The 23,332-nt window shown below is 67.8% G+C and carries 21 protein-coding genes and 1 tRNA gene; 9 read left to right on the top strand and 13 right to left on the bottom strand.

The genetic code is table 11. The annotated features are described in order from the left end of the window. Positions 1-19 precede the first annotated feature (19 nt). Both argE and mfd read right to left on the bottom strand, forming a co-directional pair. The gene (gene argE, locus HAV18_RS22130) at positions 20-1,240 is read right to left on the bottom strand and encodes an acetylornithine deacetylase (protein WP_166959869.1); all 1,221 of its coding nucleotides are present in this window, start codon (positions 1,238-1,240) and stop codon (positions 20-22) included. 105 nt (positions 1,241-1,345) lie between these two features. Continuing rightward, on the bottom strand, positions 1,346-4,816 hold the full coding sequence (gene mfd / locus HAV18_RS22125; protein ID WP_166959866.1) for a transcription-repair coupling factor: 3,471 nt from the start codon (positions 4,814-4,816) through the stop codon (positions 1,346-1,348). Between the two features lie 107 nt (positions 4,817-4,923). Between mfd and ispD the strand changes: the two genes are divergently transcribed. Then, on the top strand, positions 4,924-5,634 hold the full coding sequence (gene ispD, locus HAV18_RS22120; protein ID WP_166959863.1) for a 2-C-methyl-D-erythritol 4-phosphate cytidylyltransferase: 711 nt from the start codon (positions 4,924-4,926) through the stop codon (positions 5,632-5,634). A 28-nt stretch (positions 5,635-5,662) separates the two neighbouring features. Beyond that, the gene (gene ispF, locus HAV18_RS22115; protein WP_043188034.1) at positions 5,663-6,148 is read left to right on the top strand and encodes a 2-C-methyl-D-erythritol 2,4-cyclodiphosphate synthase; all 486 of its coding nucleotides are present in this window, start codon (positions 5,663-5,665) and stop codon (positions 6,146-6,148) included. Positions 6,149-6,284: 136 nt separating this feature from the next. On the opposite strand, the gene HAV18_RS22110 is transcribed toward ispF, so the two are convergent. The 4 genes from HAV18_RS22110 to ompR form a co-directional block, all read right to left on the bottom strand. Further along, positions 6,285-6,812, bottom strand: coding sequence for a carboxymuconolactone decarboxylase family protein (locus tag HAV18_RS22110; protein ID WP_011352388.1), 528 nt, complete (start codon positions 6,810-6,812; stop codon positions 6,285-6,287). Between the two features lie 76 nt (positions 6,813-6,888). Further along, positions 6,889-7,437: a peroxiredoxin gene (locus tag HAV18_RS22105; protein ID WP_047900946.1), complete on the bottom strand. Its 549-nt coding sequence runs from the start codon at positions 7,435-7,437 to the stop codon at positions 6,889-6,891. Between the two features lie 189 nt (positions 7,438-7,626). Next, positions 7,627-8,988, bottom strand: a complete 1,362-nt coding sequence (locus HAV18_RS22100) for an ATP-binding protein (protein WP_166959860.1) — start codon at positions 8,986-8,988, stop codon at positions 7,627-7,629. A 40-nt stretch (positions 8,989-9,028) separates the two neighbouring features. Continuing rightward, entirely contained in the window at positions 9,029-9,763 is a 735-nt protein-coding gene (gene ompR, locus HAV18_RS22095) for a two-component system response regulator OmpR (RefSeq protein ID WP_006478565.1), read from the bottom strand. Between the two features lie 258 nt (positions 9,764-10,021). On the opposite strand from ompR, the gene HAV18_RS22090 reads away from it, so the two are divergent. From HAV18_RS22090 to HAV18_RS22080, 3 genes are all read left to right on the top strand, one after another. Continuing rightward, positions 10,022-10,300, top strand: a complete 279-nt coding sequence (locus HAV18_RS22090; RefSeq protein WP_166960550.1) for a hypothetical protein — start codon at positions 10,022-10,024, stop codon at positions 10,298-10,300. 141 nt (positions 10,301-10,441) lie between these two features. Then, positions 10,442-11,944, top strand: a complete 1,503-nt coding sequence (locus HAV18_RS22085; RefSeq protein ID WP_166959858.1) for a DUF1800 family protein — start codon at positions 10,442-10,444, stop codon at positions 11,942-11,944. Between the two features lie 67 nt (positions 11,945-12,011). Next, positions 12,012-13,220 carry a DUF1501 domain-containing protein gene (locus HAV18_RS22080; RefSeq protein ID WP_166959855.1) on the top strand — a complete coding sequence of 403 codons (1,209 nt, stop codon included), beginning with the start codon at positions 12,012-12,014 and terminating at the stop codon, positions 13,218-13,220. A gap of 19 nt (positions 13,221-13,239) precedes the next feature. Here the strand turns inward: HAV18_RS22080 and hpnD are convergent, their stop codons facing one another. Further along, the gene (gene hpnD, locus HAV18_RS22075; protein WP_166959853.1) at positions 13,240-14,073 is read right to left on the bottom strand and encodes a presqualene diphosphate synthase HpnD; all 834 of its coding nucleotides are present in this window, start codon (positions 14,071-14,073) and stop codon (positions 13,240-13,242) included. A gap of 235 nt (positions 14,074-14,308) precedes the next feature. On the opposite strand from hpnD, the gene HAV18_RS22070 reads away from it, so the two are divergent. Both HAV18_RS22070 and HAV18_RS22065 read left to right on the top strand, forming a co-directional pair. Further along, positions 14,309-14,395: transfer RNA gene (locus HAV18_RS22070), tRNA-Leu, on the top strand. Positions 14,396-14,588: 193 nt separating this feature from the next. Then, positions 14,589-14,894 (top strand): hypothetical protein, encoded by a 306-nt coding sequence (locus tag HAV18_RS22065; RefSeq protein WP_166960547.1) that lies wholly within the window; start codon positions 14,589-14,591, stop codon positions 14,892-14,894. Positions 14,895-14,999: 105 nt separating this feature from the next. Here the strand turns inward: HAV18_RS22065 and HAV18_RS22060 are convergent, their stop codons facing one another. The 4 genes from HAV18_RS22060 to HAV18_RS22045 all read right to left on the bottom strand — a co-directional run bounded on the left by HAV18_RS22060 (position 15,000) and on the right by HAV18_RS22045 (position 18,747). After that, positions 15,000-15,230 carry a hypothetical protein gene (locus HAV18_RS22060; protein ID WP_166959851.1) on the bottom strand — a complete coding sequence of 77 codons (231 nt, stop codon included), beginning with the start codon at positions 15,228-15,230 and terminating at the stop codon, positions 15,000-15,002. Between the two features lie 114 nt (positions 15,231-15,344). Further along, the gene (locus HAV18_RS22055) at positions 15,345-16,454 is read right to left on the bottom strand and encodes a class II histone deacetylase (protein ID WP_166959848.1); all 1,110 of its coding nucleotides are present in this window, start codon (positions 16,452-16,454) and stop codon (positions 15,345-15,347) included. A gap of 16 nt (positions 16,455-16,470) precedes the next feature. Then, positions 16,471-17,679: an MFS transporter gene (locus HAV18_RS22050; RefSeq protein WP_166959846.1), complete on the bottom strand. Its 1,209-nt coding sequence runs from the start codon at positions 17,677-17,679 to the stop codon at positions 16,471-16,473. Between the two features lie 21 nt (positions 17,680-17,700). Then, positions 17,701-18,747 (bottom strand): porin, encoded by a 1,047-nt coding sequence (locus HAV18_RS22045; protein WP_166959843.1) that lies wholly within the window; start codon positions 18,745-18,747, stop codon positions 17,701-17,703. Positions 18,748-19,049: 302 nt separating this feature from the next. Between HAV18_RS22045 and HAV18_RS22040 the strand changes: the two genes are divergently transcribed. Together HAV18_RS22040 and HAV18_RS22035 are read left to right on the top strand one after the other, a co-directional pair. After that, positions 19,050-20,195, top strand: coding sequence for a LuxR family transcriptional regulator (locus HAV18_RS22040; protein ID WP_166959841.1), 1,146 nt, complete (start codon positions 19,050-19,052; stop codon positions 20,193-20,195). Between the two features lie 99 nt (positions 20,196-20,294). After that, positions 20,295-21,293, top strand: coding sequence for a 2-dehydropantoate 2-reductase (locus HAV18_RS22035; protein WP_166959838.1), 999 nt, complete (start codon positions 20,295-20,297; stop codon positions 21,291-21,293). A 170-nt stretch (positions 21,294-21,463) separates the two neighbouring features. On the opposite strand, the gene HAV18_RS22030 is transcribed toward HAV18_RS22035, so the two are convergent. Together HAV18_RS22030 and HAV18_RS22025 are read right to left on the bottom strand one after the other, a co-directional pair. Then, positions 21,464-21,913: a MarR family winged helix-turn-helix transcriptional regulator gene (locus HAV18_RS22030; protein WP_039367176.1), complete on the bottom strand. Its 450-nt coding sequence runs from the start codon at positions 21,911-21,913 to the stop codon at positions 21,464-21,466. A 62-nt stretch (positions 21,914-21,975) separates the two neighbouring features. After that, a complete protein-coding gene (locus tag HAV18_RS22025) occupies positions 21,976-23,121 on the bottom strand; it encodes a glycerate kinase (RefSeq protein WP_166959836.1) in 1,146 nt (381 codons plus the stop codon). Positions 23,122-23,332 lie beyond the last annotated feature (211 nt).

Genomic DNA, 23,332 nt, shown 5'->3' with positions numbered 1-23,332 from the left:
CCGGCGTGGCGGGAGGCAGTCAGTGCGCGTCGACCGACATGCTGCGGATGAACTTGCGCAGGAACTGTTCGCAGCCGGCGAGCTGCGCGAGCTCGACATATTCGTTCGGCTTGTGCGCCTGCTCGATGTTGCCGGGCCCGCATACGACGCTCGGGATGCCCGCGCGTGCGAACAGGCCGGCTTCGGTGCCGTATGCGACCTTGCGTTTGTCCTGGTCCGCCGTCAGCGCGCGCACGAGTTGCGTGATTGCGGCCTGTTCGGTTGCGTCGAGGCCAGGCGCCGCGGCGATCTTCGAGAACTCGATCGCGGCATTCGGATGCTCGCGCAACATCTGCGGCAGCAGCGTTTCCTGTGCATACGCTTCGATGCGCGTGAAGATCTGCTCGGGATCGAGCGTCGGCAGGTTGCGGAACTCGAAGTCGAAGCGGCACTCGGCCGGCACCGTGTTGATCGCGTTGCCGCCCTGGATCGTACTCGTCTGCGCGGTCGTGAACGGCACGTCGTACAGTTCATCGAACGGGCCTTCGGCGCGGAAGCGGTCCGCGATGTCGCGGATATGGCAGATGAGGCGCGCCGCATATTCGATCGCGTTGAGCCCCTTCGGCGTCAGCGACGAATGCGCCGCGTGGCCGCGCACGCAGCAGCGGTACGCGTTGATGCCCTTGTGCGCGATGATCGGCCGCATGCTCGTCGGCTCGCCGACGATGCAGCCTGACGGTTGCACGCCGCGCTTGACGAGGTCGGCGATCATCAGCGGCGCGCCGGCGCAGCCGATTTCCTCGTCGTAGGACAGCGCGAAATGGATCGGCTTCGCCAGCTTCGTCGCCTGCATCTCGGGCAGCAGCGCGAGCGCGGTGCCGATGAAGCCCTTCATGTCGCAGGTGCCGCGGCCGTACAGGCGGCCGTCGCGGATTTCCGGCGCGAACGGGTTGCTGTCCCATTGCTGGCCGTCGACCGGTACCACGTCGGTATGCCCCGACAGCACGATGCCGCCGTTCGTCGAGCCGTCGTGCGCGGGCACGGTCGCGAACAGGTTCGCCCAGCCTTCGCGCGGATCGTGCGTGATCGTCGACGCGATGCCTTTCGCGGCGAGCGCGTCGCGCACCGTTTCGATCAGGCCGAGGTTCGGCACGCGGCTCGTCGTGTCCATCGACACCAGTTGCTTGATCCAGGGCAGGCTGACGAGCGGCGCGTCGCCTTGGGTTGCGGCGGACGGCGCCGTCGCGTCGAGTGTGGACATGGCAAAACTCCGTCTGATGAATGCGAAAATCATACTCAAAAACGCGCCGGCCCGCCTTCGTCGGGCGCGATGCGGTGCAGCAACGTCGCGCCCGTCAGTATCGCGTCAGCGCGCCGCGGTGGCCGCACCCTGTTTCGGGGCCAGCGCGCGCAGCGTTTCCTTGATCGTCGACACGCGGATCGCGAGATCGGGCGAGCGGGTCTCGATGCGCAGCTTGTCCTGGCCCGCGAGCTTGATGTGCCGGTGCTTCTGCACCATGTCGATGATCCGCATCGGATCGATCGGCGGGTTCGGCTCGAACTGCAGCCCGATCGCGACCTCGCTGGCATCGATCTTCACGATGCCGAGCGGCTTGGCGGCGATCCGCAGCCGGTGCGTCTCGACGAGCGCGTGCGCCTGCGGCGGCAGCTTGCCGAAGCGATCGATCAGCTCTTCCTGGATGCCGTCGATCGCGTCGCCATGCTCGCAGTTCGCGAGACGCTTGTACAGCGACAGCCGCTCCTGCACGTCCGCGCAGTAGTCGGCCGGCAGGATCGCCGGCGCATGCAGGTTGATTTCCGTCGTCGCGGCGAGCGGGGCGGTGAGGTCGGGCTCCTTGCCGTTTTTCAGCGCCTTCACCGCGTCGTTCAGCATGTCCGTATAAAGCTGGAAGCCGATCTCGTGGATTTCGCCCGATTGCTTGTCGCCGAGCACTTCGCCGGTGCCGCGGATCTCGAGGTCGTGCATCGCGAGATAGAAGCCCGAACCGAGCTCCTCCATCTGCTGGATCGCTTCCAGCCGGCGCTGGGCCTGCTTGGTCAGCGCCTGCGGATCGTGGACCAGCAGGTACGCATACGCCTGGTGGTGCGAGCGGCCGACGCGGCCGCGCAGCTGGTGGAGCTGCGCGAGGCCGAACTTGTCCGAGCGGTGCATGATGATCGTGTTCGCGCTCGGCACGTCGATGCCGGTCTCGATGATGGTCGTGCACAGCAGCACGTTCGCGCGCTGCGCGACGAAATCGCGCATCACCCGTTCGAGCTCGCGTTCGTGCATCTGGCCGTGCGCGATCACGATGCGCGCCTCGGGCACGAGCGCCTCGAGCTTTGCCTTGCGGTTCTCGATCGTCTCGACCTCGTTGTGCAGGAAGTACACCTGGCCGCCGCGCTTCAGCTCGCGCAGCATCGCCTCGCGGATCACGCTTTCTTCCTCGCGGCGCACGAAGGTCTTGATCGCGAGCCGCTTCTGCGGCGCGGTTGCAATGACCGAGAAATCGCGCAGCCCTTCGAGTGCCATCCCGAGCGTGCGCGGAATCGGCGTCGCGGTGAGCGTCAGCACGTCGACTTCCGCGCGCAGCGCCTTCAGCGCTTCCTTCTGGCGCACGCCGAAGCGGTGTTCCTCGTCGATGATCACGAGGCCGAGGCGCTTGAACTGCACGTCCGACGACAGCAGCTTGTGCGTGCCGATCACGATGTCGACGGTACCTTCGTTGATCTGCGCGATCGCCGCGTTCACTTCCTTCGTGGTCTTGAAGCGCGACAGCTCGACGATCCGCACCGGCCAGTCCGCGAAGCGGTCGGCGAAGGTCTGCGTGTGCTGCTCGGCGAGCAGCGTGGTCGGCGACAGCAGCGCGACCTGCTTGCCGCCCAGCACCGCGATGAACGCCGCGCGCAGCGCGACCTCGGTCTTGCCGAAGCCGACGTCGCCGCACACGAGGCGGTCCATCGGCTTGCCGCTCGTCATGTCGCCGATCACGGCCGCGATGGCTGCCGCCTGGTCGGGCGTTTCCTCGAAGCCGAAGCTTTCGGCGAACTTCACGTAGTCGCGCGGATCGAGCGAGAACGCGTGGCCTTCGCGGGCCGCGCGGCGCGCGTACAGGTTCAGCAGCTCGGCGGCCGTGTCGCGGATCTGCTGCGCGGCCTTGCGCTTCGCGCGCTCCCACTGGCCGGAACCGAGTGCGTGCAGCGGCGCGCTGTCGGGATCGGCGCCGCTGTAGCGCGAGATCACGTGCAATTGCGCGACGGGCACGTAGAGCTTGCTGTCGCCCGAGTATTCGAGATGCAGGAATTCGGTCTCGCCTTCGCCGAGATCCATCGACACGAGGCCCATGTAGCGGCCGATGCCGTGCTGCGCGTGGACGACCGGGTCGCCGACCTTCAGCTCCGACAGGTCGCGCACCATCGCGTCGACGTTGCTGGCCTGTTCCTGCCGGCGGCGGCCCGCGCGGCGGCCGAGCGCGCCGTAGAGCTCGGTTTCGGTGACGACCGCATAGCCTTCGCCCGGCACCGCGAAGCCGTTCGCGAGCGGCGAGACGCCGAGCGCGAATCGTTCGTCGCTCTCGAGCCAGCCCGCGAAGTGGTCGTTCGACGCGGGGCGCAGATGGTGTTCGGCGAGCAGCTGCAGGATCGTCTCGCGACGGCCGGCCGATTCGACGGTCAGCAGGACGCGCTTGCCGGACGATTCGACGAACGTGCGCAGCGACGCGAGCGGATCGTCGGCATGGCGATCGACGGACAGCTCGGGCAGCGCCGTTGCCCAGCCGCCGGCCGGCTGCGCGGGCAGCGCGACGCGTGCGAACGGTTTCGCGAACGCGAAGAAATCCTCGTCGGACAGGAACAGGCGCTGCGGCTCGAGGATCGGCCGCTCGCGATCGTGCGCGAGGAACGCATGGCGCTGCTTCGTATCGGCCGTGAAGCGGCGGATCGCCGCCTCGAGATCGCCGGCGAACACGAGGTGCGCATCCTGCGGCAGGTAGTGGAACAGCGTGGCGGTTTCGTCGAAGAACAGCGGCAGGTAATACTCGATGCCGGCCGACGGCACGCCGTTGCCGATGTCCTTGTAGATCGGCGCGCGGCTCGGATCGCCTTCGAAGGTCTCGCGCCAGCGGCTGCGGAAGGCCGTGCGCGCGGCTTCGTCGAACGGGAACTCGCGGCCGGGCAGCAGGCGCACGTCGCGCACCGGGTAGAGGCTGCGCTGCGTGTCGGGGTCGAACGCGCGGATCGAGTCGACCTGATCGTCGAACAGGTCGATCCGGTACGGCAGCGGCGAGCCCATCGGGTACAGGTCGATCAGCGAGCCGCGCACGCAGTATTCGCCGGGTCGCACGACCTGGCTCACGTGCTCGTAGCCGGCCAGCGTGAGCTGCGCTTTCAGCTTCGCCTCGTCGAGCCGCTCGCCCTGCGCGAACGCGAACGTGTACGCGGCCATGAACGACGCGGGCGGCATCCGGTACAGCGCGGTGGTCGCGGGCACGAGCAGGATGTCGCAGCGGCCCTCGCCGAGATCGTGCAGCGTCGCGAGACGCTCCGACACGAGATCCTGGTGCGGCGAGAACGTGTCGTACGGCAGCGTTTCCCAGTCCGGCAGCAGGCGCACGCGGGCGTCGGGCGAGAAGTAGCGGATTTCCTGCGAGAGCCGCTGCGCGTCGACCGCGTTCGCGCAGATCACCGCGAGGAGCGGCACGTCCTGGCGGTTGTCGGCGAGATAACGGGCGATGGCGAGCGCGTCGGCGGAACCATGCGCGCCGTCGAAGGCGAAACGCTGGCCGGGCTTGACGCGGGCAACGGGCGAGGCGAACGGGGTGGAAGCGTTATCTGGCATAGGGACGACAGGGGTGGCGTGCACGGGCGCATCGCGGTGCGCGGGTCGAGACGAAAGACCTATTATAAAATCCGCTTCTCGATTTCATCTTTCCGGCGTTTCCTTTCGTGACTCCCCGACTTTTCGCCCTGATTCCCTGTGCCGGCACGGGCAGCCGTTCCGGCTCGGCCGTGCCGAAGCAATACCGCACGCTGGCCGGCCGCGCGCTGCTGCACTACACGCTCGCTGCGTTCGACGCGTGCAGCGAATTCGCGCAGACGCTCGTCGTCGTCGCGCCCGACGATTCCCATTTCGACGCGCGCCGCTTCGCGGGCCTGCGCTTCGCCGTGCGCCGCTGCGGCGGCGGCTCGCGCCAGGCGTCGGTGCTGAACGGGCTGCTCGAGCTGGCCGAATTCGGCGCGACCGACCACGACTGGGTGCTGGTGCACGACGCCGCGCGCCCGGGCATCACGCCGGAGCTGATTCGCACGCTCGTCGCGACGCTGAAGGACGATCCGGTCGGCGGCATCGTCGCGCTGCCGGTCGCCGATACGTTGAAGCGCGTGCCGGCCGGCGGCGACGCGATCGCTCGCACCGAGTCGCGCGACGCGCTGTGGCAGGCGCAGACGCCGCAGATGTTCCGCATCGGCATGCTGCGCGAGGCGATCCTGCGCGCGCAGCGCGAAGGGCACGACCTGACCGACGAAGCGAGCGCGATCGAATGGGCCGGCCATACGCCGCGCGTCGTGCAGGGCAGCCTGCGCAATTTCAAGGTCACGTACCCGGAAGATTTCGCGCTCGCGGAAGCGATCCTCGCGCGTCCCGCGAACGCTTCCTGACTTTCACCCCCTCTCAATCGGAACACGCATGGATTTCAGAATCGGACAAGGCTACGACGTGCACCAGCTCGTCGAGGGGCGCCCCCTCATCATCGGCGGCGTGACGATTCCGTACGAACGCGGCCTGCTCGGCCACTCGGACGCGGACGTGCTCCTGCACGCGATTACCGACGCGCTGTTCGGCGCGGCGGCGCTCGGCGACATCGGCCGCCATTTCTCCGACACGGACGCGGCATTCAAGGGCGCCGACAGCCGCGTGCTGCTGCGCGAGTGCGTTGCACGTATCAAGGCGGCCGGCTTCACGATCCAGAACGTCGACAGCACCGTGATCGCCCAGGCGCCGAAGCTGGCACCGCATATCGACGGGATGCGCGCGAACATCGCGGCCGATCTCGGGCTGCCGCTCGATCGCGTGAACGTGAAGGCGAAGACCAACGAGAAGCTCGGCTATCTCGGCCGCGGCGAAGGCATCGAGGCGCAGGCCGCCGCGTTGCTGGTGAAGCAGGGCGGCTGATGGTTGCTCGTGGCGGCGCGAGGTTCGAGCCGCACGCCGTCCCGCGGAAATGAAAAATGCCACGCATCAGCGTGGCATTTTCGTTTGAAGCGGGCGTCGCTGCCGGCATCGCTGCCGGCGCGCGTGGCGCAACCGCTTATTCGCCTTCTGCGGCGATGACTTGCGCGGCGGCGTTGATCACCGATGCGATGCGGCCGACGTCGCGCAGCTGCGTGACGGTCATCCCTTGTTCGTTCTTCAGCAGCGCATAGTGCGACTTCACGCAGAAGTGGCACTTGCCGACGATCGACGCGGCGAGCGCGTACATCTCGAACTTGCGCTTGTCGACGCCACCGTGCGTGGCATACGCACCCATCCGCAGCTCGGCGCGCTGCGTCTTCAGGTCGGCGTCGTCGGCCATCTCGACATACGGATACCAGGTGTTGTTCATCCCCATCAGCGCGGCCGCCGTCAGCACGGCGTTCGTCTCTTCGGGCGACAGCACGCCGGCTTCGCGGATCGTCTTGATGAGCACCGTGCTCTTTGCCGCGATCGCCGCCGCCAGCGCGACGCCGACCGCGTCGGTGCCTTCGAGCGACGAGCGCGAGATCGTGCCGTCGAGGTTCAGGCGAATGTCCTTCGCGTAGTCGGGGATACGCGCCTTAATCGAGTCGATGAATTCCATTGATATCTCCTATGGGTTGGCCGTTAAAAAAGCCCGCAGGCCGGACGTGCGCCGCGGGCTTCGTGCATCGATGCGCTTACAGCGTTGCGCCGCCGACTGCACGGTTGCACGGGCACAGTTCGTCCGTTTGCAGGCCGTCCAGAATCCGCAGGACTTCTGCCGGGCTACGGCCGACGTTCAGGTTGTTCACCGAAACGTGCTGGATCGTGTTGTCCGGATCGACGATGAACGTTGCACGCAGGGCCACGCCGGCTTCCTTGTCGCGCACGCCGAGCTGGTCGATCAGCTCGCCCTTGACGTCGCCGAACGCGTAGTGGTTCAGCTTGTCGAGGTCCTTGTGCTCACGGCGCCATGCGAGCTTGACGAATTCGTTGTCCGAGCTGCCGCCCAGCAGGATGGCATCGCGCTCTTCGAACTGCTTCGTGAGCTTTGCGAATTCGACGATTTCCGTCGGGCACACGAACGTGAAATCCTTCGGGTAGAAGTAGATGATCTTCCACTTGCCCGGGAACGACGCTTCGGTGACGGTCTCGAATGCCGACTGGCCGTTTTCTTCGTGATGGTTGAAGCCCGGCTTCGCGGCCACGACGGTGAAAGCTTCGAGTTTATCGCCCACGGTTTTCATGCGGATACTCCTGTATGAGTTGGGAAGAAGACTGAGTCAAGCTACCTCGGTGCTGCAACGATGGTGTGACAGCATGGGCAGGACTGTAGCACTATTAATAAAACACTTCAATAGATTTTGACTAACGATCTTCATAGTTTTTTTCAACCGGATCGATAGTGTGTAGGGCGGCAAGCGTGCGCGAGCGCGTCACGCGGTCGCACGTGCCTTGCCGGCGCCGGGGAATTCGAGCGTGACTTCGAGGCCCGCTTCCGGGCTGCGGTTGCGCAGGCGCAGTGCACCGCGATAGCGGCCGACGAGGCGCAGCACGATCGCCATCCCGAGGCCGGTGCCGTCCGCCTTGGTGCGGGCGGTGTCGACGCGGTAGAACGGCCGCATCACGAGCGGCAGTTGATCCTCGGGGATGCCGGGGCCTTCGTCGCTGACCGACAGCTCGACGCGCGCGTGCGTCACGCGCGTCTCGAGCGTGATGCGCGACACGCCGTCCTGCTTGCTCTGGCCATACTTGCGCGCGTTCTCGACGAGGTTGCCGATCACGCGGCGCATGTCGGTTTCGTCGGCTTCGATCACCGCGCTCGGCGCGAGCCGCGTGCGAATCTCGACGCCATCTTCGCCCGACACGCGCGCGGCGACTTCGTGCGCGATCGACGACAGGTCGACGGGTTCCGGTTTGCGTTGCGACGGGCGCGCGTAGTCGATGAAGGCCGCGATGATGCGGTCCATCTGCTCGATGTCGTCGACCATCGCGTCCTTGGTCGCCTGGTCGGACGGACTCATCTCGGTTTCGAGGCGCAGCCGCGCGAGCGGCGTGCGCAGGTCGTGCGAGATGCCCGCGAGCATCAGCGCGCGATCGGCCTCGAGCTGCTCGAGGTCGCGCACCATCTGGTTGAAGCTGCGGTTGGTGTCGGCCGCGACGCCCATCCCGCGCTCGGGCAGCGGGTCGGGCGCCTGGCCCGAACCGACCTGGCGTGCGACCAGCGCGAGCCGCGAGAACGGCCGGTTCACGAGGCTGGTGATGAACGCGGAGCCGAACAGCGACAACGCGAGCGCGAATAGCCCCCAGCCGGCCCACTGCAGGCCCGTGACGTTGTCGAGCTGGTCGCGGTCGAGCGCGACCCAGTAATCGTCGTCGTCGATCTTGAAGCTGATCCACACGCCGGGAATGTCGTTGACCGACTGTGCGATCACGGTATCGTCGCCAAGGCGGCTGCGGATGTCGTGTTCGATCAGGCGGTTCAGCGATTCGTCGGGCTGCAGCTTGAACTTGTCGGTCTTCTCGCGCGGGTAAACGCGCACGCCCTCGTTGCTCTCGAGATCCTGCAGCAGCGCACGCCGCAGATCGGGATCGGAATAGAGCAGGGCGGTGCGCGTGAGCTTCACGATCGCGACGAGCTGCAGCGCGACGCGCTGCGCACGCGGCTCGCGCTCGATCACGCGAAAGCTCTGGAACCACGCGGCGAGACTGACCGAGATCAGCAGCGCGATCAGCAGGAAGGTGCGCCAGAACAGCCCGCCGAACGCGAGCTGCAGGAGGCGCCGGTCAATACGCATGGGACGGGCCGTGGGCGGGCGAAACCGGAAAGGAAAAAGATCAGGCGGCGCCGTCCGGGATGAACACGTAGCCGAGGCCCCAGACGGTCTGGATGAAACGCGGGCTGCCCGGATCCGGTTCGATCAGCTTGCGCAGGCGCGAAATCTGCACGTCGAGGCTACGGTCGAATACTTCGTATTCGCGGCCGCGCGCGAGTTCCATCAGCTTCTCGCGCGACAGCGGCTGGCGCGGGTGACGCGCGAACACCTTCAGCACCGAGAATTCGCCGGTCGTCAGCGGAATTTCCTGGCCGGACTTCGTCAGCGTGCGCGTCGCGAGGTTCAGCGAGAACTCGCCGAACTCGAACACCTCGGTGGTTTCCGACGGCGCGCCCGGCAGTTCGGCCGGCGCCTGGCGGCGCAGCACCGCATGAATGCGCGCAACGAGTTCGCGCGGGTTGAACGGCTTCGGCAGGTAATCGTCGGCGCCCATCTCGAGGCCGACGATGCGATCCACATCCTCGCCCTTCGCGGTGAGCATGATGATCGGTGTGCGGTCGTTGCTGCCGCGCAGGCGGCGGCAGATCGACAGGCCGTCTTCGCCCGGGAGCATCAGGTCGAGCACGAGCAGGTCGAAACGCTCGCGAACCCAGAGCTTGTTCATTGCGGTCGCGTTTTCCGCGACGTAGACATTGAAACCCTGCTCGCCGAGATAGCGGCGCAGCAGATCGCGCAAGCGCGGGTCGTCGTCGACGACGAGAATCTTGGAGGGGTTTTTCGTTTCCATGATCGGCATCTTATCGCGAATGGGAATTGACGCACGGCCGCGTATTTTCGTGCGTTACAGTCGGTTACAAAATTTACCCGTAGTGTCGCGCGGAGTAAAGGCAGGCTATAGAGATTCCTTTACTCGAAGCCGAAATTCGGTAGATACTCCCCTGCACTCCATCTTTCATCTTTGCACACCCGAATTCCGCAGGGTTTTTCAAGTACCAGAGGTAACCGGTTGCCGCGTGACGAAGGGAACAAATCGACCAAAGAAGCGAGGACGGTCATGCGATCTGCCCGGATTGCACTGATGCTGACGATCGCGCTCGCCGGTCCGTATGCGTCGAACTTCGCGTATGCGCAGCGCCCCGAGCAGGGCGCATCGTCGCGCAAGCTGCCGCGCGCCAAAGCGCCGCAGCCCGATCGTGCCTCCGAGATGGCGGTCCGTTCTGCCGTGCCTCCCGATTTCGAGCAGCGCCGCCGCGACGGGCACATGACGCCCGAGGAACGCCACCTTTTGCGCCAGCACATCGAAGACGCCGTTCGCGAGCTGTACAAGCGCTGACGCGCCGTCTTTCGCCCCGCGGGCTATCGCCGCGATACACCGCGCGGAAAAGATTCGTAGCAATTTTTCCGTCAACTTTCCCCTGCCGATTGCCGTTGTACCGGCATCCGCACCGCTGGTGCGTTCCGGGAGTCCATGACGATGAAAGCGAACGTTGCCGTACCGGCGCCGTCGCCCGCTATGCAGTCGCCGCTCGACGCCGACGATGCGCTGTTTTTCCTGAGCCGTACCGGGTTTTCTCCCGCGCCCGCCGATGTTGCGCGCATCGTCGGCATGACACGCGCGCAGGTCGTGGCCGACACGCTCGGCAGCGTTCGCCGCGACCCCGTCACGACGTGGCCCGACTGGATCGCCGAGCTGCCGCCGACGCGCGCGCAACGCCAGGCGCTGACCCCCGACATGCGACGCGACGAGCAGCGCGAACGCAATGTCCGCTACGATGCGCTGCGCGCGGCCTGGGTCAACGAGATGATCGTCACGCCGTCGCCGCTGACCGAGCGCATGACGCTGTTCTGGCACGGACACTTCACATCGGGGCAGGACAAGGTGCCTTATCCGCAGACGATGGCTGAGCAGAACGCGCTGTTTCGCCGCGAGGCGCTCGGCAACTTCGGCGTGCTGCTGCACGCGGTCGCGAAGGATCCGGCGATGCTTCAGTATCTCGACGGCGCGAGCAATCGCAAGGGCCGCCCGAACGAGAACTTCGCGCGCGAGGTGATGGAGCTGTTCACGCTCGGCGAAGGGCATTACACCCAATACGACGTGACCGAAGCCGCGCGCGCGATGACGGGCTGGACGGTCGATCCCGATACGCTGCGCTTCGAGGTGCGGCCGGAATTGCACGATGCGGGCGACAAGACGATCCTCGGCGAAACGGGGCCGTTCGACGGCGACGGCTTTCTCGACATCCTGCTGAAGCGGCCCGGCACCGCGCGCTTCATCGCCGGCAAGCTGTGGCGTGAGTTCGTGTCGGATACGCCCGATCCGGGCGCGCTCGATGCGGTGGCCGAGCGGTTTCGCTCGACCGGCTACGACATTCGCGCGGCGCTCGCCGCGCTGTGGTCGACCGACGCATTCTGGGATCCGCGCAATCGTGGCGTGCTCGTCAAGTCGCCGGCGGAATTCGTCGTCGGCTCGGTGCGGCTGTTCGACGTGTCGTACGGCGATCCGCAGATGCTCGCGAACACCGTGCGCACGCTCGGGCAGAACCTGTTCTACCCGCCGAACGTGAAGGGCTGGCCGGGCGGTGCGCTGTGGATCAACAGCACCACGCTGCTTGCGCGCAAGCAGTTCGTCGAGCAACTGTTCCGCGCGACGGAGACGGCCGGCATGCACCCGCCGGCGCATGCGATGGTGCCGCCGCAGAGTGTTCGCGCGCACGCGATGCCGGTGGTCGATACGGCGTCCGCTGCCGGCATGCGTACGGCGCCTGCCAAGCCCGCGCGCGGCGGCCTGCGATTCGACCTCGAACGCTGGCTTGCGCAATATCGCGCGCGGCCGCAGGCGATCGCGGGTTTGTCGACCGAGCTTCAGTTGCAGCACGCGGTGCTGCAGCTTTCGCCGGTCGCGGCGATCGACACGGATTCGACCGGCAGCGCGTATCTCGAGGCGCTGCTGATGGATCCGGCCTATCAACTGAAATGATTCGAACGACGATGAAGCGGGGAGCCGGTGCGGCAAAGGTGCCGGGCGGCGAACCAAAGGATGCGCGATGAACCGACGTGATTTTCTGACCCTGACGGGTGCTGCGGCCGCGGCCGGCGTGTCGATGTGGCAGGCGCCTGCGATGGCCGCGACCGGGCGGCAGCCGGCGGCCGGGTATGCGAACGTGCTGATCCTCGTCGAGCTGAAGGGCGGCAATGACGGCCTCAACACGGTGGTGCCGTATGCGGACCCGCTGTACTACCAGTTCCGGCGCAGCATCGGCATCAAGCGCGAGCAGGTGCTGCAACTCGACGCGCACACGGGGTTGCATCCGTCGCTCGCGCCGCTGATGCCGCTGTGGCGCGACGGGCAGGTCGCGGTCGTGCAGGGCGTCGGCTATCCGCAGCCGAACCTGTCGCATTTCCGCTCGATCGAGATCTGGGATACCGCGTCGCGCTCGGACCAGTATCTGCACGAAGGCTGGCTCACGCGCACGTTCGCGCAGGCGCCGGTGCCGCCCGGGTTCGCGGCGGACGGCGTCGTGCTCGGCAGCGCCGAGATGGGGCCACTCGCGAACGGCGCGCGCGCGATCGCGCTCGTCAATCCCGCGCAGTTCATCCGTGCGGCCCGGCTCGCCGAGCCGTCGTCGCTACGCGAACAGAACCCCGCGCTCGCACACATCATCGACGTCGAGAACGATATCGTGAAGGCGGCCGACCGGCTGCGCCCGCGCGGCGGGATGCGTGAATTCCGGACGGCCTTTCCGGCCGGTGCGTTCGGCACGTCGGTCAAGACTGCGATGCAGGTGCTGGCCGCGTGCGAGGCGTCCGGGCCCGGCGCGCAGGATGGTGTCGCGGTGCTGCGCCTGACGCTCAACGGGTTCGACACACACCAGAACCAGCCAGGGCAGCAGGCCGCGCTGCTCAAGCAGTTCGCGGAAGGGATGAGCGCGATGCGCGGCGCGTTGATCGAACTCGGGCGCTGGAACCAGACGCTCGTGATGACGTATGCGGAATTCGGGCGGCGCGTGCGGGAGAACCAGAGCAACGGCACCGACCACGGCACGGCGGCGCCGCATTTCGTGATGGGCGGGCGCGTGGCCGGCGGGCTGTACGGCGCGCCGCCGGCGCTCGGGCGGCTCGACGGCAACGGCAACCTGCCGGTCGCGGTCGATTTCCGCCAACTCTATGCGACCGTGCTCGGGCCGTGGTGGGGGCTCGATGCGACACGCGTGCTGCAGCAGCGCTTCGACACGCTGCCGTTGCTGAGGGCGTGATGGGCGTGCGTCGTGCGGGTCAGCGTCGGCGCGCGGCGCGCCACGCGATCCACAGTTTGCGGATCGGCGTCAGCGCGATGCGCTGGTGCAGCACCTGGTAGCCGTCACGCTCGATTTCGTCGAGCAGCGAGCTGGCCAGTGCGATCTGCGCGCGCAGCGTGCGCTGGGTGCGGCGTTCGGATGCAGGGATCGCCGCTTCGGCGGCCGCGAGCGCTTCGCGCGCCCGTGCCGTCTGGAATTGCAGCAGCTCGGTGAACGCCGGGCTGTAGCGACGGTTCAGCAGGTCGGCCGCCGTCACGTTGTAGCGCTGCAGCTCGTCGATCGGCAGGTAGATGCGGCCGTGGCGCGCGTCTTTGCCGAGTTCCTGCACGAACTGCGCGAGCATCAGCGCGCGGCCGGCGTCTGCGGCCCACGGCTGCGGGTCGGCCGGGTTGGCGGCGCCGGCGCGCGCGACCAGCGACGCGAACGTGCTGCCGGTCTGCGCGACGTAACGCTGCAGGTTCGCGAAATCGAGGTAGCGCGCCTGTTCGAGATCCATCCCGTAACCGTTGACGAGCATGCGCAACGCATCGGCCTCGGCGGCGATCGCCGGATGATGCTGCGCGAGTGCCTTCGTGACCGGGTGCGACGGCTGCCCGTCGGCCAGCGCCGCGAGTTCCTTGTGCCACCACGCGAGCTTCGTGTGTCCGACGGTCGGGTCGCTGGTTTCCTTGACGGTTTCCTCGAGTTCGCGGCGCAGCGCGAACAGCGCGGTCAGGCGTGGCTGCGTGGCGAGCGGCGCCTGACGCAGCGCGTAGTAGACGCTGGAGCCCGCGGGGGCGGCCTTTTGCTGACAGTATTCGTCGAAGTTCACGGGCGGAATCGTGTGGGGGCGGGTTCGGGGGACGCGCGGCGGCGCGGTGCCGAAACGTCGAGCGCGGCATTCTAGCACCGCTGCACGACGGGTGCCGGCGGGGCGAGACAACGCCGCACGGATCGGGTAGAATCTCGCGCTCGCCTGATCGGGCGTGCCGGTTCCAGGCCGGCGCGATGTCCCGGGCGCGCGGAAACGCGTCTTGCGTGCCGTGTAGTCAGGCGACAGGAAATGCGCGTGAGTGGCGAAATTGGTAGACGCACCAGGTTTAGGTCCTGACGCCCGCAAGGGTGTGCCGGTTCGAGTCCGGCCTCACGCACCAGAAGTCGAATGCGCCTCCGTCACGGGCCATTCATTAAAAAGCGCTGTCGGCCGATTGGCCGCAGCGCTTTTTTGTTGGTCCCCGTTTTGTTTGCCGACGTGCTGCCCGTACGAGCGCACACTGGAATTCGGCCGCGTGTAGTATCGTGATCGCGATCAAATACAAGAAGTACAACAACACCGAGGGGCCACCGATGAAAAACACCGTACGCATCCCGATTTCCGTTCTTGCGCTGCTGCTGGCTGCGCCGGCATTTGCCAATACGCCTGCCGACAACGTCGCATGGAGTGCCAAGCCCGTGCAGACGGCTGCATCGTCGTCGGCGTGCTCTGCGTACTCGGGGCGGGTGATGTCGAGCGGCCAGTCGCTGGCGACCGGAAGCGGGCTGGAAGCGCTCGGCGCGTCGCTGGCTAACGCCGCGCTGGGCGCCGCCCTGGGCGCCGTCGTCGGCAGATATCAAGGCGCAGCCCCCAATCCGTGCCCGCGTCCCGGCCTGTGACCGGCGTGCAAGTGAATCGAGGGGCTCGCCGCTTCATCTGAAACAAGCCCAATACCAAGCGCCACGCGTCACCCGACCCGCGGCGCTTCGTCGTTTCTGGCGCGTCTATTCCCAGAAGCTCCGGATCGCGACCGCCACGATTACCGGCACCGAGAACACCAGCGGAATCGCAAAATACTGCGCTTCGCGATCGACGACCCAGCTATAGATCACCCACGCCGCGCCGATCGCGAACGTGATGAGGCCGACCGTCACGGCGGCGATGTTCAGGACCAGCTTCGAAGGCTGGCGGCGCGCCTTGGTATTGTCATCGTTATCGCGCGGGGACGATTTCATCGGAAGAGTGCGGCTTCGGGCCGGAACGGGGATAAAAGCACAGGAAACCCCATCCGCTCCGATCGCGCAAGAGGGCCGGCCCCCACCGGCCCCCGCCGCGTCTGTCAGCGCGCCTTACAACCCGAACGACGCCGCCAGCTCGTCCAGCAGTTCGCGCTGGAACGTGACGAACCGCTCGCCCGGCTGTTGCGCGATCGCGAGGTCGAGCATCGGATCGGCGACGTCGGTGCGAATGCCGGCCAGTTCCTCGACGATCGCGAGCCCGCAGAACGGCACGTACGCCTCCGAATAGCCGCCTTCGTGAACGATCACGAGCCGCCCGCCGCAATGGCGTTGCGCAGCCTCCTTCACCACACGCGTCATGAACCGGTAGCTGTCGGTATGCAACTGCATGCGCGCGAGCGGATCGACCGCGCTCGCATCGAGGCCGCTGGCGACGACGATCAGCTCGGGCCGGAAATGCTCCAGCGCCGGCAGCACGATCCGCTCGAACGCGTAGCGATACGCATCGTCGCCGCTGCCCGCGAGCAGCGGCACGTTCAGGTTCGCGCCGACGCCCGCGCCTTCGCCGCGATCGTCCGCGCCGCTATAGCCGGGCGGGAAACAGCGGTCCTGGTGCAGCGAGATCGTCAGTGTGTCCGGATCGTCGTAATAGATCGACTGCGTGCCGTTGCCGTGATGCACGTCCCAGTCGATTACGGCGACGCGCTCGATGCCGTGGTTCGCGCGTGCGGCCTCGATCGCGATCGGGATGTTCGCCAGCATGCAGAAACCCATCGGGCGATCGCGCAGGCAGTGGTGGCCGGGCGGCCGCGACAGCGAGAATGCATTGGCCGCGCGCTCGCCGACCACCGTATCGACGGCAGTGATCGCAAGGCCGGCAGACAGCGCGGCGATCTCGTAGCTGCCCTTGCCGAACGGCGCGAGATCGCCGAGGTCGCCGCCGTTCGCGTCGCTGAGCGTGCGGAACGCGTCGAGATAGTGCGCGGGGTGAATGCGCAGCAGGTCGGCGGTCGATGCCGGTTCGGCACCGCGCAGGTCGAGCTGCGCGGCCAGGCCCGAGGCCTGCACGAGCGACAGGAAGCGGCGTTTCGAATCGGGCGATTCCGCGTAGCCCGCGCTCGACGGCGGCTGGACCCAGCCGCCGACCGGGAAGAACAGCGCATGCGTGCCGCCGGTGTGCCAGAAAGTGCGTTCGTCGGTGAAGAAGGCAGTGCGATTCATGGATGTGCGTGACCTGTCACGGTTGGGAGGAAACGGAAGGGCGTGTGCGGCGGTCGATGTGGCGCAGTGCGGCGAACGACACGATCGCGACGGCCGTCGCGATCGTGAACAACGCATGCATCGTGCCGCCGGCGTCGAGCATCAGCCCGGCGAGCAGCGGGCCGGCAGCGAGGCCGGCGCCGATCACGAAATTGAGCGTGGCCACGAGGCGGCCCGACGTGTCGATCTGCGCGACGGTCGCGAGGATGAACGGCAGGACGAAGGTCCACGCGAACTTGAATGCGAAGATCGCCGCGCTGTAGCCGCCGGTTTCCCGCATCACGGCGAGCGCGACGAGCGACGCCGCAAGCAGCGCGTAACCGGCCGCGAGCATCGCGCGCCGCGCGAGCCGGCCGCCCGCGCACGACGCGAGCGCCGCGCCGGCGATGCCCATCACGCTCGCGATCGCGAGCACGTTGCCGGTCGACTGCGGATCGAGCCCGGCTTCGGACGCGGCACGGCTTGCGAACGTCCACACGCTGCCGATCGCGAGATAGAACGTCAGCACCGCGCCGATCGCGAGCACGATGAAGCTTTGCGGCGTTTGCGCCGCGGCGCCGCGCGCGTTTTGCGCGGGTGCGGTTCGCGCGCCCAGCGATGACGGAAAGCCGCGCGACAGCGGCGCCGCGAGCAGCGCGAGCGCGGCGAGCGCGACATACAGCGCGCGCAGCCCGAATGCCGCGAACACATGCGGCAGCGCGAACAGGCCGATCGCGCCCGCGATCAACTGGCCGACGACCCACAGGCCGTACACGCGGTCGCTGTTCTCGCTCGTCGCGGCGCTTGTCATGCAGAGCACCATCAGCGAACCGCCGCCGAGTGCGGTGACGGCGCGCAGCGCGAGCAGGGCGGCGAAGCCCGGCATCCACAGCGCGGTCAGCAGGTTGCCCGCGCCGAACAGCGCGATCGCGAACGCGGCGACGCGGCGCGCGTCGACCCGGCCGAGCCATAAGTACGACGGCACGGTCGCGAGGCTGAACGCGCCGAGTTCGACGAAGAAGTAGGCGCCGATCTGCGACGCGGACAGCCCGAGTTGCGTCGCGAGCTGGCCGGCGACCGCGGGCGCCACGAGCAGCAACAGCGGCGTGATGGCCGCGAACACGACGAGCGCGACGAGCGTCGAGCGCGCGAAGGTCGATGCGCGGCCGTCGGGCGGGAGTACGGCATCCGGGGACAGGGTTTTCATGGCGGGATCTCGTTTGGGGAGTCAGAACAGGTGGTACATGCCGACCATCGCGCCGAACTGCGATGCGCCCGCGAGCGGCGTCGGGTCGTATTCGTAGACGGTCTGTGAGCTCTGGCCGCTGTTGCGCGCATAGCCGAGGTTCACGTAGGCGACGGTGCGTTTCGACAGCGCGTACGTGGTGCTCGCGATGAACAGCGTCGGGTGGCCGATCGCCGGCGTGCGCGAGTCGGTGTGGTAGACGCCCGCGTTCAGGCCGATCCCGTTCGGTGTCAGGTAGCGCGCACCGCCCCAGACGATCGTGCGCGCGGCGTCGAGGTCGCCGGTCAGGCGTTCGACACCTGCATAGACGGTGAGCGGCAGCGCGGCGAACGCATAGCGCGCGGCGAGCGTGCCGAGTTCGCGGCGGCGTGCCGACGTGTCGTCGGCCGCGGATACATCGCCGTGCGCCTGATGCAGCACCGCGCTGACCGACAGGCCGTTGCTCGTGTACTGGCCGCCGAGTTCGAGCACGCGTCCGGCGCGCGTATTGCCGGCGACGCCGGACGTCGCGGCAAGCGCCTCGACGTCGAAGCCGGCGAACGTCGGCGACTGGTACTTGACCGAGTGGTCGATGAAGTTCGCGTTCATCGGCACGATGACGCCCTGGCCGCTGTACGACGCGTACCAGAGCGGGTCGTAGAACAGCGTCTTGTCGAACAGCACGCTGAACTGCCGGCCGAGCGTGATGGTGCCGACAGGCCCCCCGATGCCGACGTACGCGCCTCGGAAGAACGCGTAGCCGGGAGCGGTCGCGGTGCCGTCGTTGAGGTTGAGGCCCTGTTCGAGCTTGAACAGCGCACGCCAGCCGCTGCCGAGATCCTCGTTGCCCTTCAGCCCGATCTGCGAAGGCAGGATGCCGTAGTTCTGCAACTGCACGGCCGAGTGGCGCCCGTCGGCATGCGTCAGGTATTGCACGCCGGCGTCGAGCGCGCCGTACAGCGTGAGGGTCGACTGCGCGTGTGCGGCGGCGCTGCACGCAGCAAGCGTCGCGGCGGCCGCGGCCGTGCGGATGAAGCGGGGTTTCGTCACGTGGGGTTCTCCATACCGTCCTGCATCGGTTTGTCGTTGGTGTTGTCGCGACGCAGTGTCCGCAGCGGGAAAACCTTCGAACAGTCGTACAGATGAACGGTGTGGAAAACCCGCGGTGCGCGGCATGTACGTGACGCGCTGGCGTCGCGCGGCGTGCTGCGGAGCAGCAACGTGCGGTGCACCGTTCAAATGGATGGGGCTGGCGCCCGTTCCGGCACCGTGGCCCGTCAAAAAAGCCGATCGCTATAATCGGCGGGTGTCGTTGCGCACGTCAGCAGCCCGATCGGGCAGGGGAGCGGAAGGTGAGGATCACGACGGATATCGGGCAGGATCTCGAAGCGCTGCGGGACGTGCCGGCCGCCATCGTGCTCGACGAGTTCGCCTGGCCGCCGCTGCCGTCCCGGCGTGCCGATTTCGACGGTGTCACGCGCGGCGACGCATCGCAGCGCGAACTCGGGCTGATGCTGCTCGACCTGTACGCGGTTGCCGCGCGGTCCGGTATCGGCGAGTTCGAATACCGCTTCTTTTCGCTGCTGCAGGCGCTCATTCCGTTCGACGCTGCATGGACCGGCGTCGCGACCCATGTGCCGACCGGCCCGGTGATGCACAACAGCTTCCTGTACCGTCTGCCGCACGCGTTCTTCAGCGACTGGAAGCGTGTGCGCGATTGCGACCCGCTCGCGCATCGCACGCTGCGCGGCGCGCACGGCCACGCGGTGCGGTTGACGGTCGTCGAGCCGGGGCTCGATGCCCGGTTTCGCGACTGGTGCGTGAAGTACGGGCTCGCGCAACTGATGTGCGTGTGCACGCTCGATCGCCGTTTCGGCCTGACGACGTTCATGTCGATCTACCGCCAGGGCCTGAATCGTCCGTTCAGCGACGACGACGCACGCCGTTTCGAGGAAGTGATTCCGCATCTCGCGGCGGCGCTGACGATCAATCGCGCCGCGCAGCTCACGCGCGAGCGCGGCGATACGGTTGCACCGGCGGCGCGCGCACTGTGCGACAACTTCGGCGTGCTCCATCACGCCGATCACGGCTTCGACGACGTGCTGCGCACCGAATGGCCGGCATGGGCCGGTGCGCGCGTGCCGGAGCCGCTCGTTGCGCACCTGCGGCGCCAGGCGGGCCAGCCGTTCGTCGGCGATGCGTTGCGGATCCAGTGTGTGCCGGTTGCGGGGCTGTTCCAGATCGAGGCGCGGCCGCGTTCGTTGCTCGACCGCCTGAGCCCGCGCGAGCTCGCGGCGATCCGCTATTACGGCGCCGGGCGCTCGCACAAGGAAGTCGCGCAACAGATGGCGATTTCGCCGACGACCGTGCGGCACTACCTGCGCTGCGCGTACCGCAAGCTCGGCATGCACGACAAGAGCCAGATCGCCGGCGTGCTCGGCGCGACGGGCGGCGCGGCTGATGACGAACCGGTGGAGGCCGGTGGCGAGCCGCGCTGAAGCGGACGAACACCGCGCGTGGCACGCGGGCGCGTGAATGGTTGTGTCCGCAACCATTGAGCGTTATGCTCGTCGGCTTCCAGGAGACGGAATTCCATCATGAACGACACGAATTCAGGGTCGGTGCGCGCGGCGGTAGTCGGGGTCGGCGCGATCGGCGGATTGCTCGCGGCCGCGCTGTCGCGCGCCGGCATGACCGTGAGCGCGTACGCGCGAGGCGCGACGCTCGATGCGCTGAATGCGCACGGCGTGCGCGTGATCGACGAGGCGGGCGCGACGTCGTCGGTTCCGGTGCGAGCGAGCGACGATGCGGCCGCGCTCGGCGTGCAGGACTACGTGGTGATCGCGTTGAAGGCACAGGCACTGCCGGCGCTGGCCGCGCGCATTGCACCGCTGGTCGGGCCGGACACCGTGATCGTCGCGGCGATGAACGGGCTGCCGTGGTGGTTCACGCACGGGCTCGAAGGGGCGCTCGACGGCGTGCCGCTCGACGCGGTCGACCCGGCCGGCACGGTGTCGGCGGCGTTGCCGCCCGCCCAGGCGATCGGCTGCGTCGTTCACCTGTCGTCGAGTACCGACGCGCCGGGCATCGTGCGCCGCGGGCGTGGCAACCGGCTGATCGTCGGTGCGCCCGATGCGCGGCTCGACATGGTCACCGCCCGGTTCGCCGCGGCGCTCGCGGCGGGTGGCTTCGACGTCGAGTCGACGCCGGCGATCCGGACCGAGATCTGGACGAAGCTGTGGGGCAACATGAACATGAATCCGCTGAGCGCGCTGACGGGCTCGACGGCCGAGCAGTTGCTCGACGATCCGTTCACGCAGGATCTCGCGCTGCGGATGATGGAGGAGGCGGCCGCGATCGGCGCGAAGCTTGGCCTGTCGACGGGGATGAGCGGGCCCGAGCGGATCGCGGTCACGCGCAAGCTCGGTGCGTTCAAGACGTCGATGCTGCAGGATTTCGAAGCGGGGCGCGCGCTCGAGATCGGGCCGATCCTCGGCGTGTTTCCCGAACTCGGGCGCAAGCTCGGCGTGCCGACCCCGTATTGCGACGCAGTGCTCGGGCTGCTGCGCCAGCGCGCGACGAACAGCGGGCTGTAGCGCCGGCGAGGCCGTTGCATGCGCGATGTCGGTGAGGGGGAGCGCTGCAATCCGGTTGCAGCGCGCAGCGCATGACGCAAGGCGGGCCGCCCGCGTCGCCGGCCAGGCGACCGGGGCGGCCCGCCGAATTCATCTGATCAATACGACGGGCGCCGTGCCTGTGTTGTCGCTCAGTCGTCCCGCTCGGTCGCGTGCGCGACGACCTTGTCGAGCAGCCGTTCGAATGTCTGGCGTTCGCTGTCGGACAGGCATGCGAGCAAGCCGTCGTTCCACTTGCGCACGATCGGCATGATCTTGCGATGCAGCGCGCGGCCGTCGGCGGTCAGCGCGATCAACACGATCCGGCCATCTTCCTCGCTTGCGCTGCGTTCGAGCAGCCCCTGGCGCAGCAGCGCCTCGGCCGCCCGGCTCGCCTGGCTCTTGTCGAGATTGGTGTGGCGCGCGAGATCCATGATCGAGAACGGGCCGAAGGCGCCGACGGCGGCGATCACGCGCGCCTCGGGTAGCGAGATGTCGAGCTTGTGCCGGTACACCTCGCCGATCCCGCGGTCGGATCGCTTCGTGAGCGCGTGGAGGCGATAGGTCAGAAACTGATCGAGCCCGGCTTGACGGCCTTTCATGTCGAATCCTGAAGAAAAAGGGCGGGCCCGATTGTTCCTGTATCGCGCGTTCGGGTCAACGGTCAGTGTGCGCCGTACTTCAGGCGTGTCAATTGCTCCGCTTCGTTCGCGAGCAGATTGGCCGCGTCGCGGATCGCGACGTCGAGCGTGATCGGCCCGGGAGCCGGCGAGAAGCAGCCGGAAAAATGTTCGGACAGGCGCGGCAGCGCGGCCGGGTCGACCGCGCCGGACAGCAGCGACGCGGGTACGCCCGCGGCTTGCGCGTGGCGGCACGCGATGAACGGCGCCTTGCCGTGCAGCGTCTGTACGTCGGAGCGGCCTTCGCCGGTAATCAGCCAGTCGGCGCCGGCGAGCGCCCCGTCGAGCCCGACCTGCCGCGCGACCACTTCGGCACCCGCTTCGAACTGCGCGCCGAGCATGTGCAGCGCGAAACCGAGGCCGCCCGCGGCACCGGCGCCCGGCAGGTCGCGGCTGCGACGGTCGAGCGCGGCTTCGAGCAGGTCGGCGAAGTGGGCGAGCGCGGCGTCGAGGGTCGCAACGTGCTCGGGCGTCACGCCCTTTTGCGGGCCGAACACGGCGGTTGCGCCGTGCGTGCCCGTCAGCGGATTGTCGACGTCGGACATACCGATGAATTCGGTTTCCTTCAGGCGCGCGTCGAGCCCCGACGCGTCGATGCGCGCGATGTCGGCGAGCCGCGACGGTACGGGCTCGACGGGCTGGCCGCCCGCATCGAAGCATTGCAGGCCGAGGCCCGCGAGCAGCCCGGCGCCTGCGTCGTTGGTGCTGCTGCCACCCAGCGCGACGAAGAAGCGGCGCACGCCTTCGTCGAGCAGCGTGCGGATCGCCTCGCCCATTCCGCGCGTGCTGCGCGCGTCGACCGGCACGCTCATGCCGACCGGATCCGTAATGCCGACGATCTCGGCCGTTTCGACGATCGCGGTGCGCGCGTCGATCACGCCGACCGCCGCGTCGCGTGCCGCGAGCGACGCACCGGCCACCCGCAGCGCGCGCCGCGAGCCGCCGCCTGCCAGCATCGCGTCGAGCGTGCCTTCGCCGCCGTCGGCCATCGGGCAGCAGCGCACGACGGCGTCGGGCCTGGCGCGGCGGATGCCGGTGGCGATCGCGTCCGCGACCTGCTCGGCGGAAAGCGAGCCTTTGAACGAATCGGGCGCGATGACGACGACAGGCGCGGACGGGTGTTGCGGCATGGTGTCTCCGGAAGGCGTGATTTGTGTGAGGAATATTGGGGGCGACGGCGGCGCACCCTCATTCGGAGCTTACAGGATGGCGGGCACGTGGTGGATACGGCGTGCGGCATAGCGGCGATCCGCGCGCATGGCCGTGCAAAGGGCTGCCGACGCGGCGCAGACGCACGCGCGTCGTGCCGATCTGGCGTGTGTGAGGAAAATTGTTTGCTAG

Source organism: Burkholderia sp. D-99 (genome assembly GCF_011605345.1).
Lineage (GTDB): Bacteria > Pseudomonadota > Gammaproteobacteria > Burkholderiales > Burkholderiaceae > Burkholderia.
This window is presented reverse-complemented; position numbering and strand designations above follow the sequence as displayed.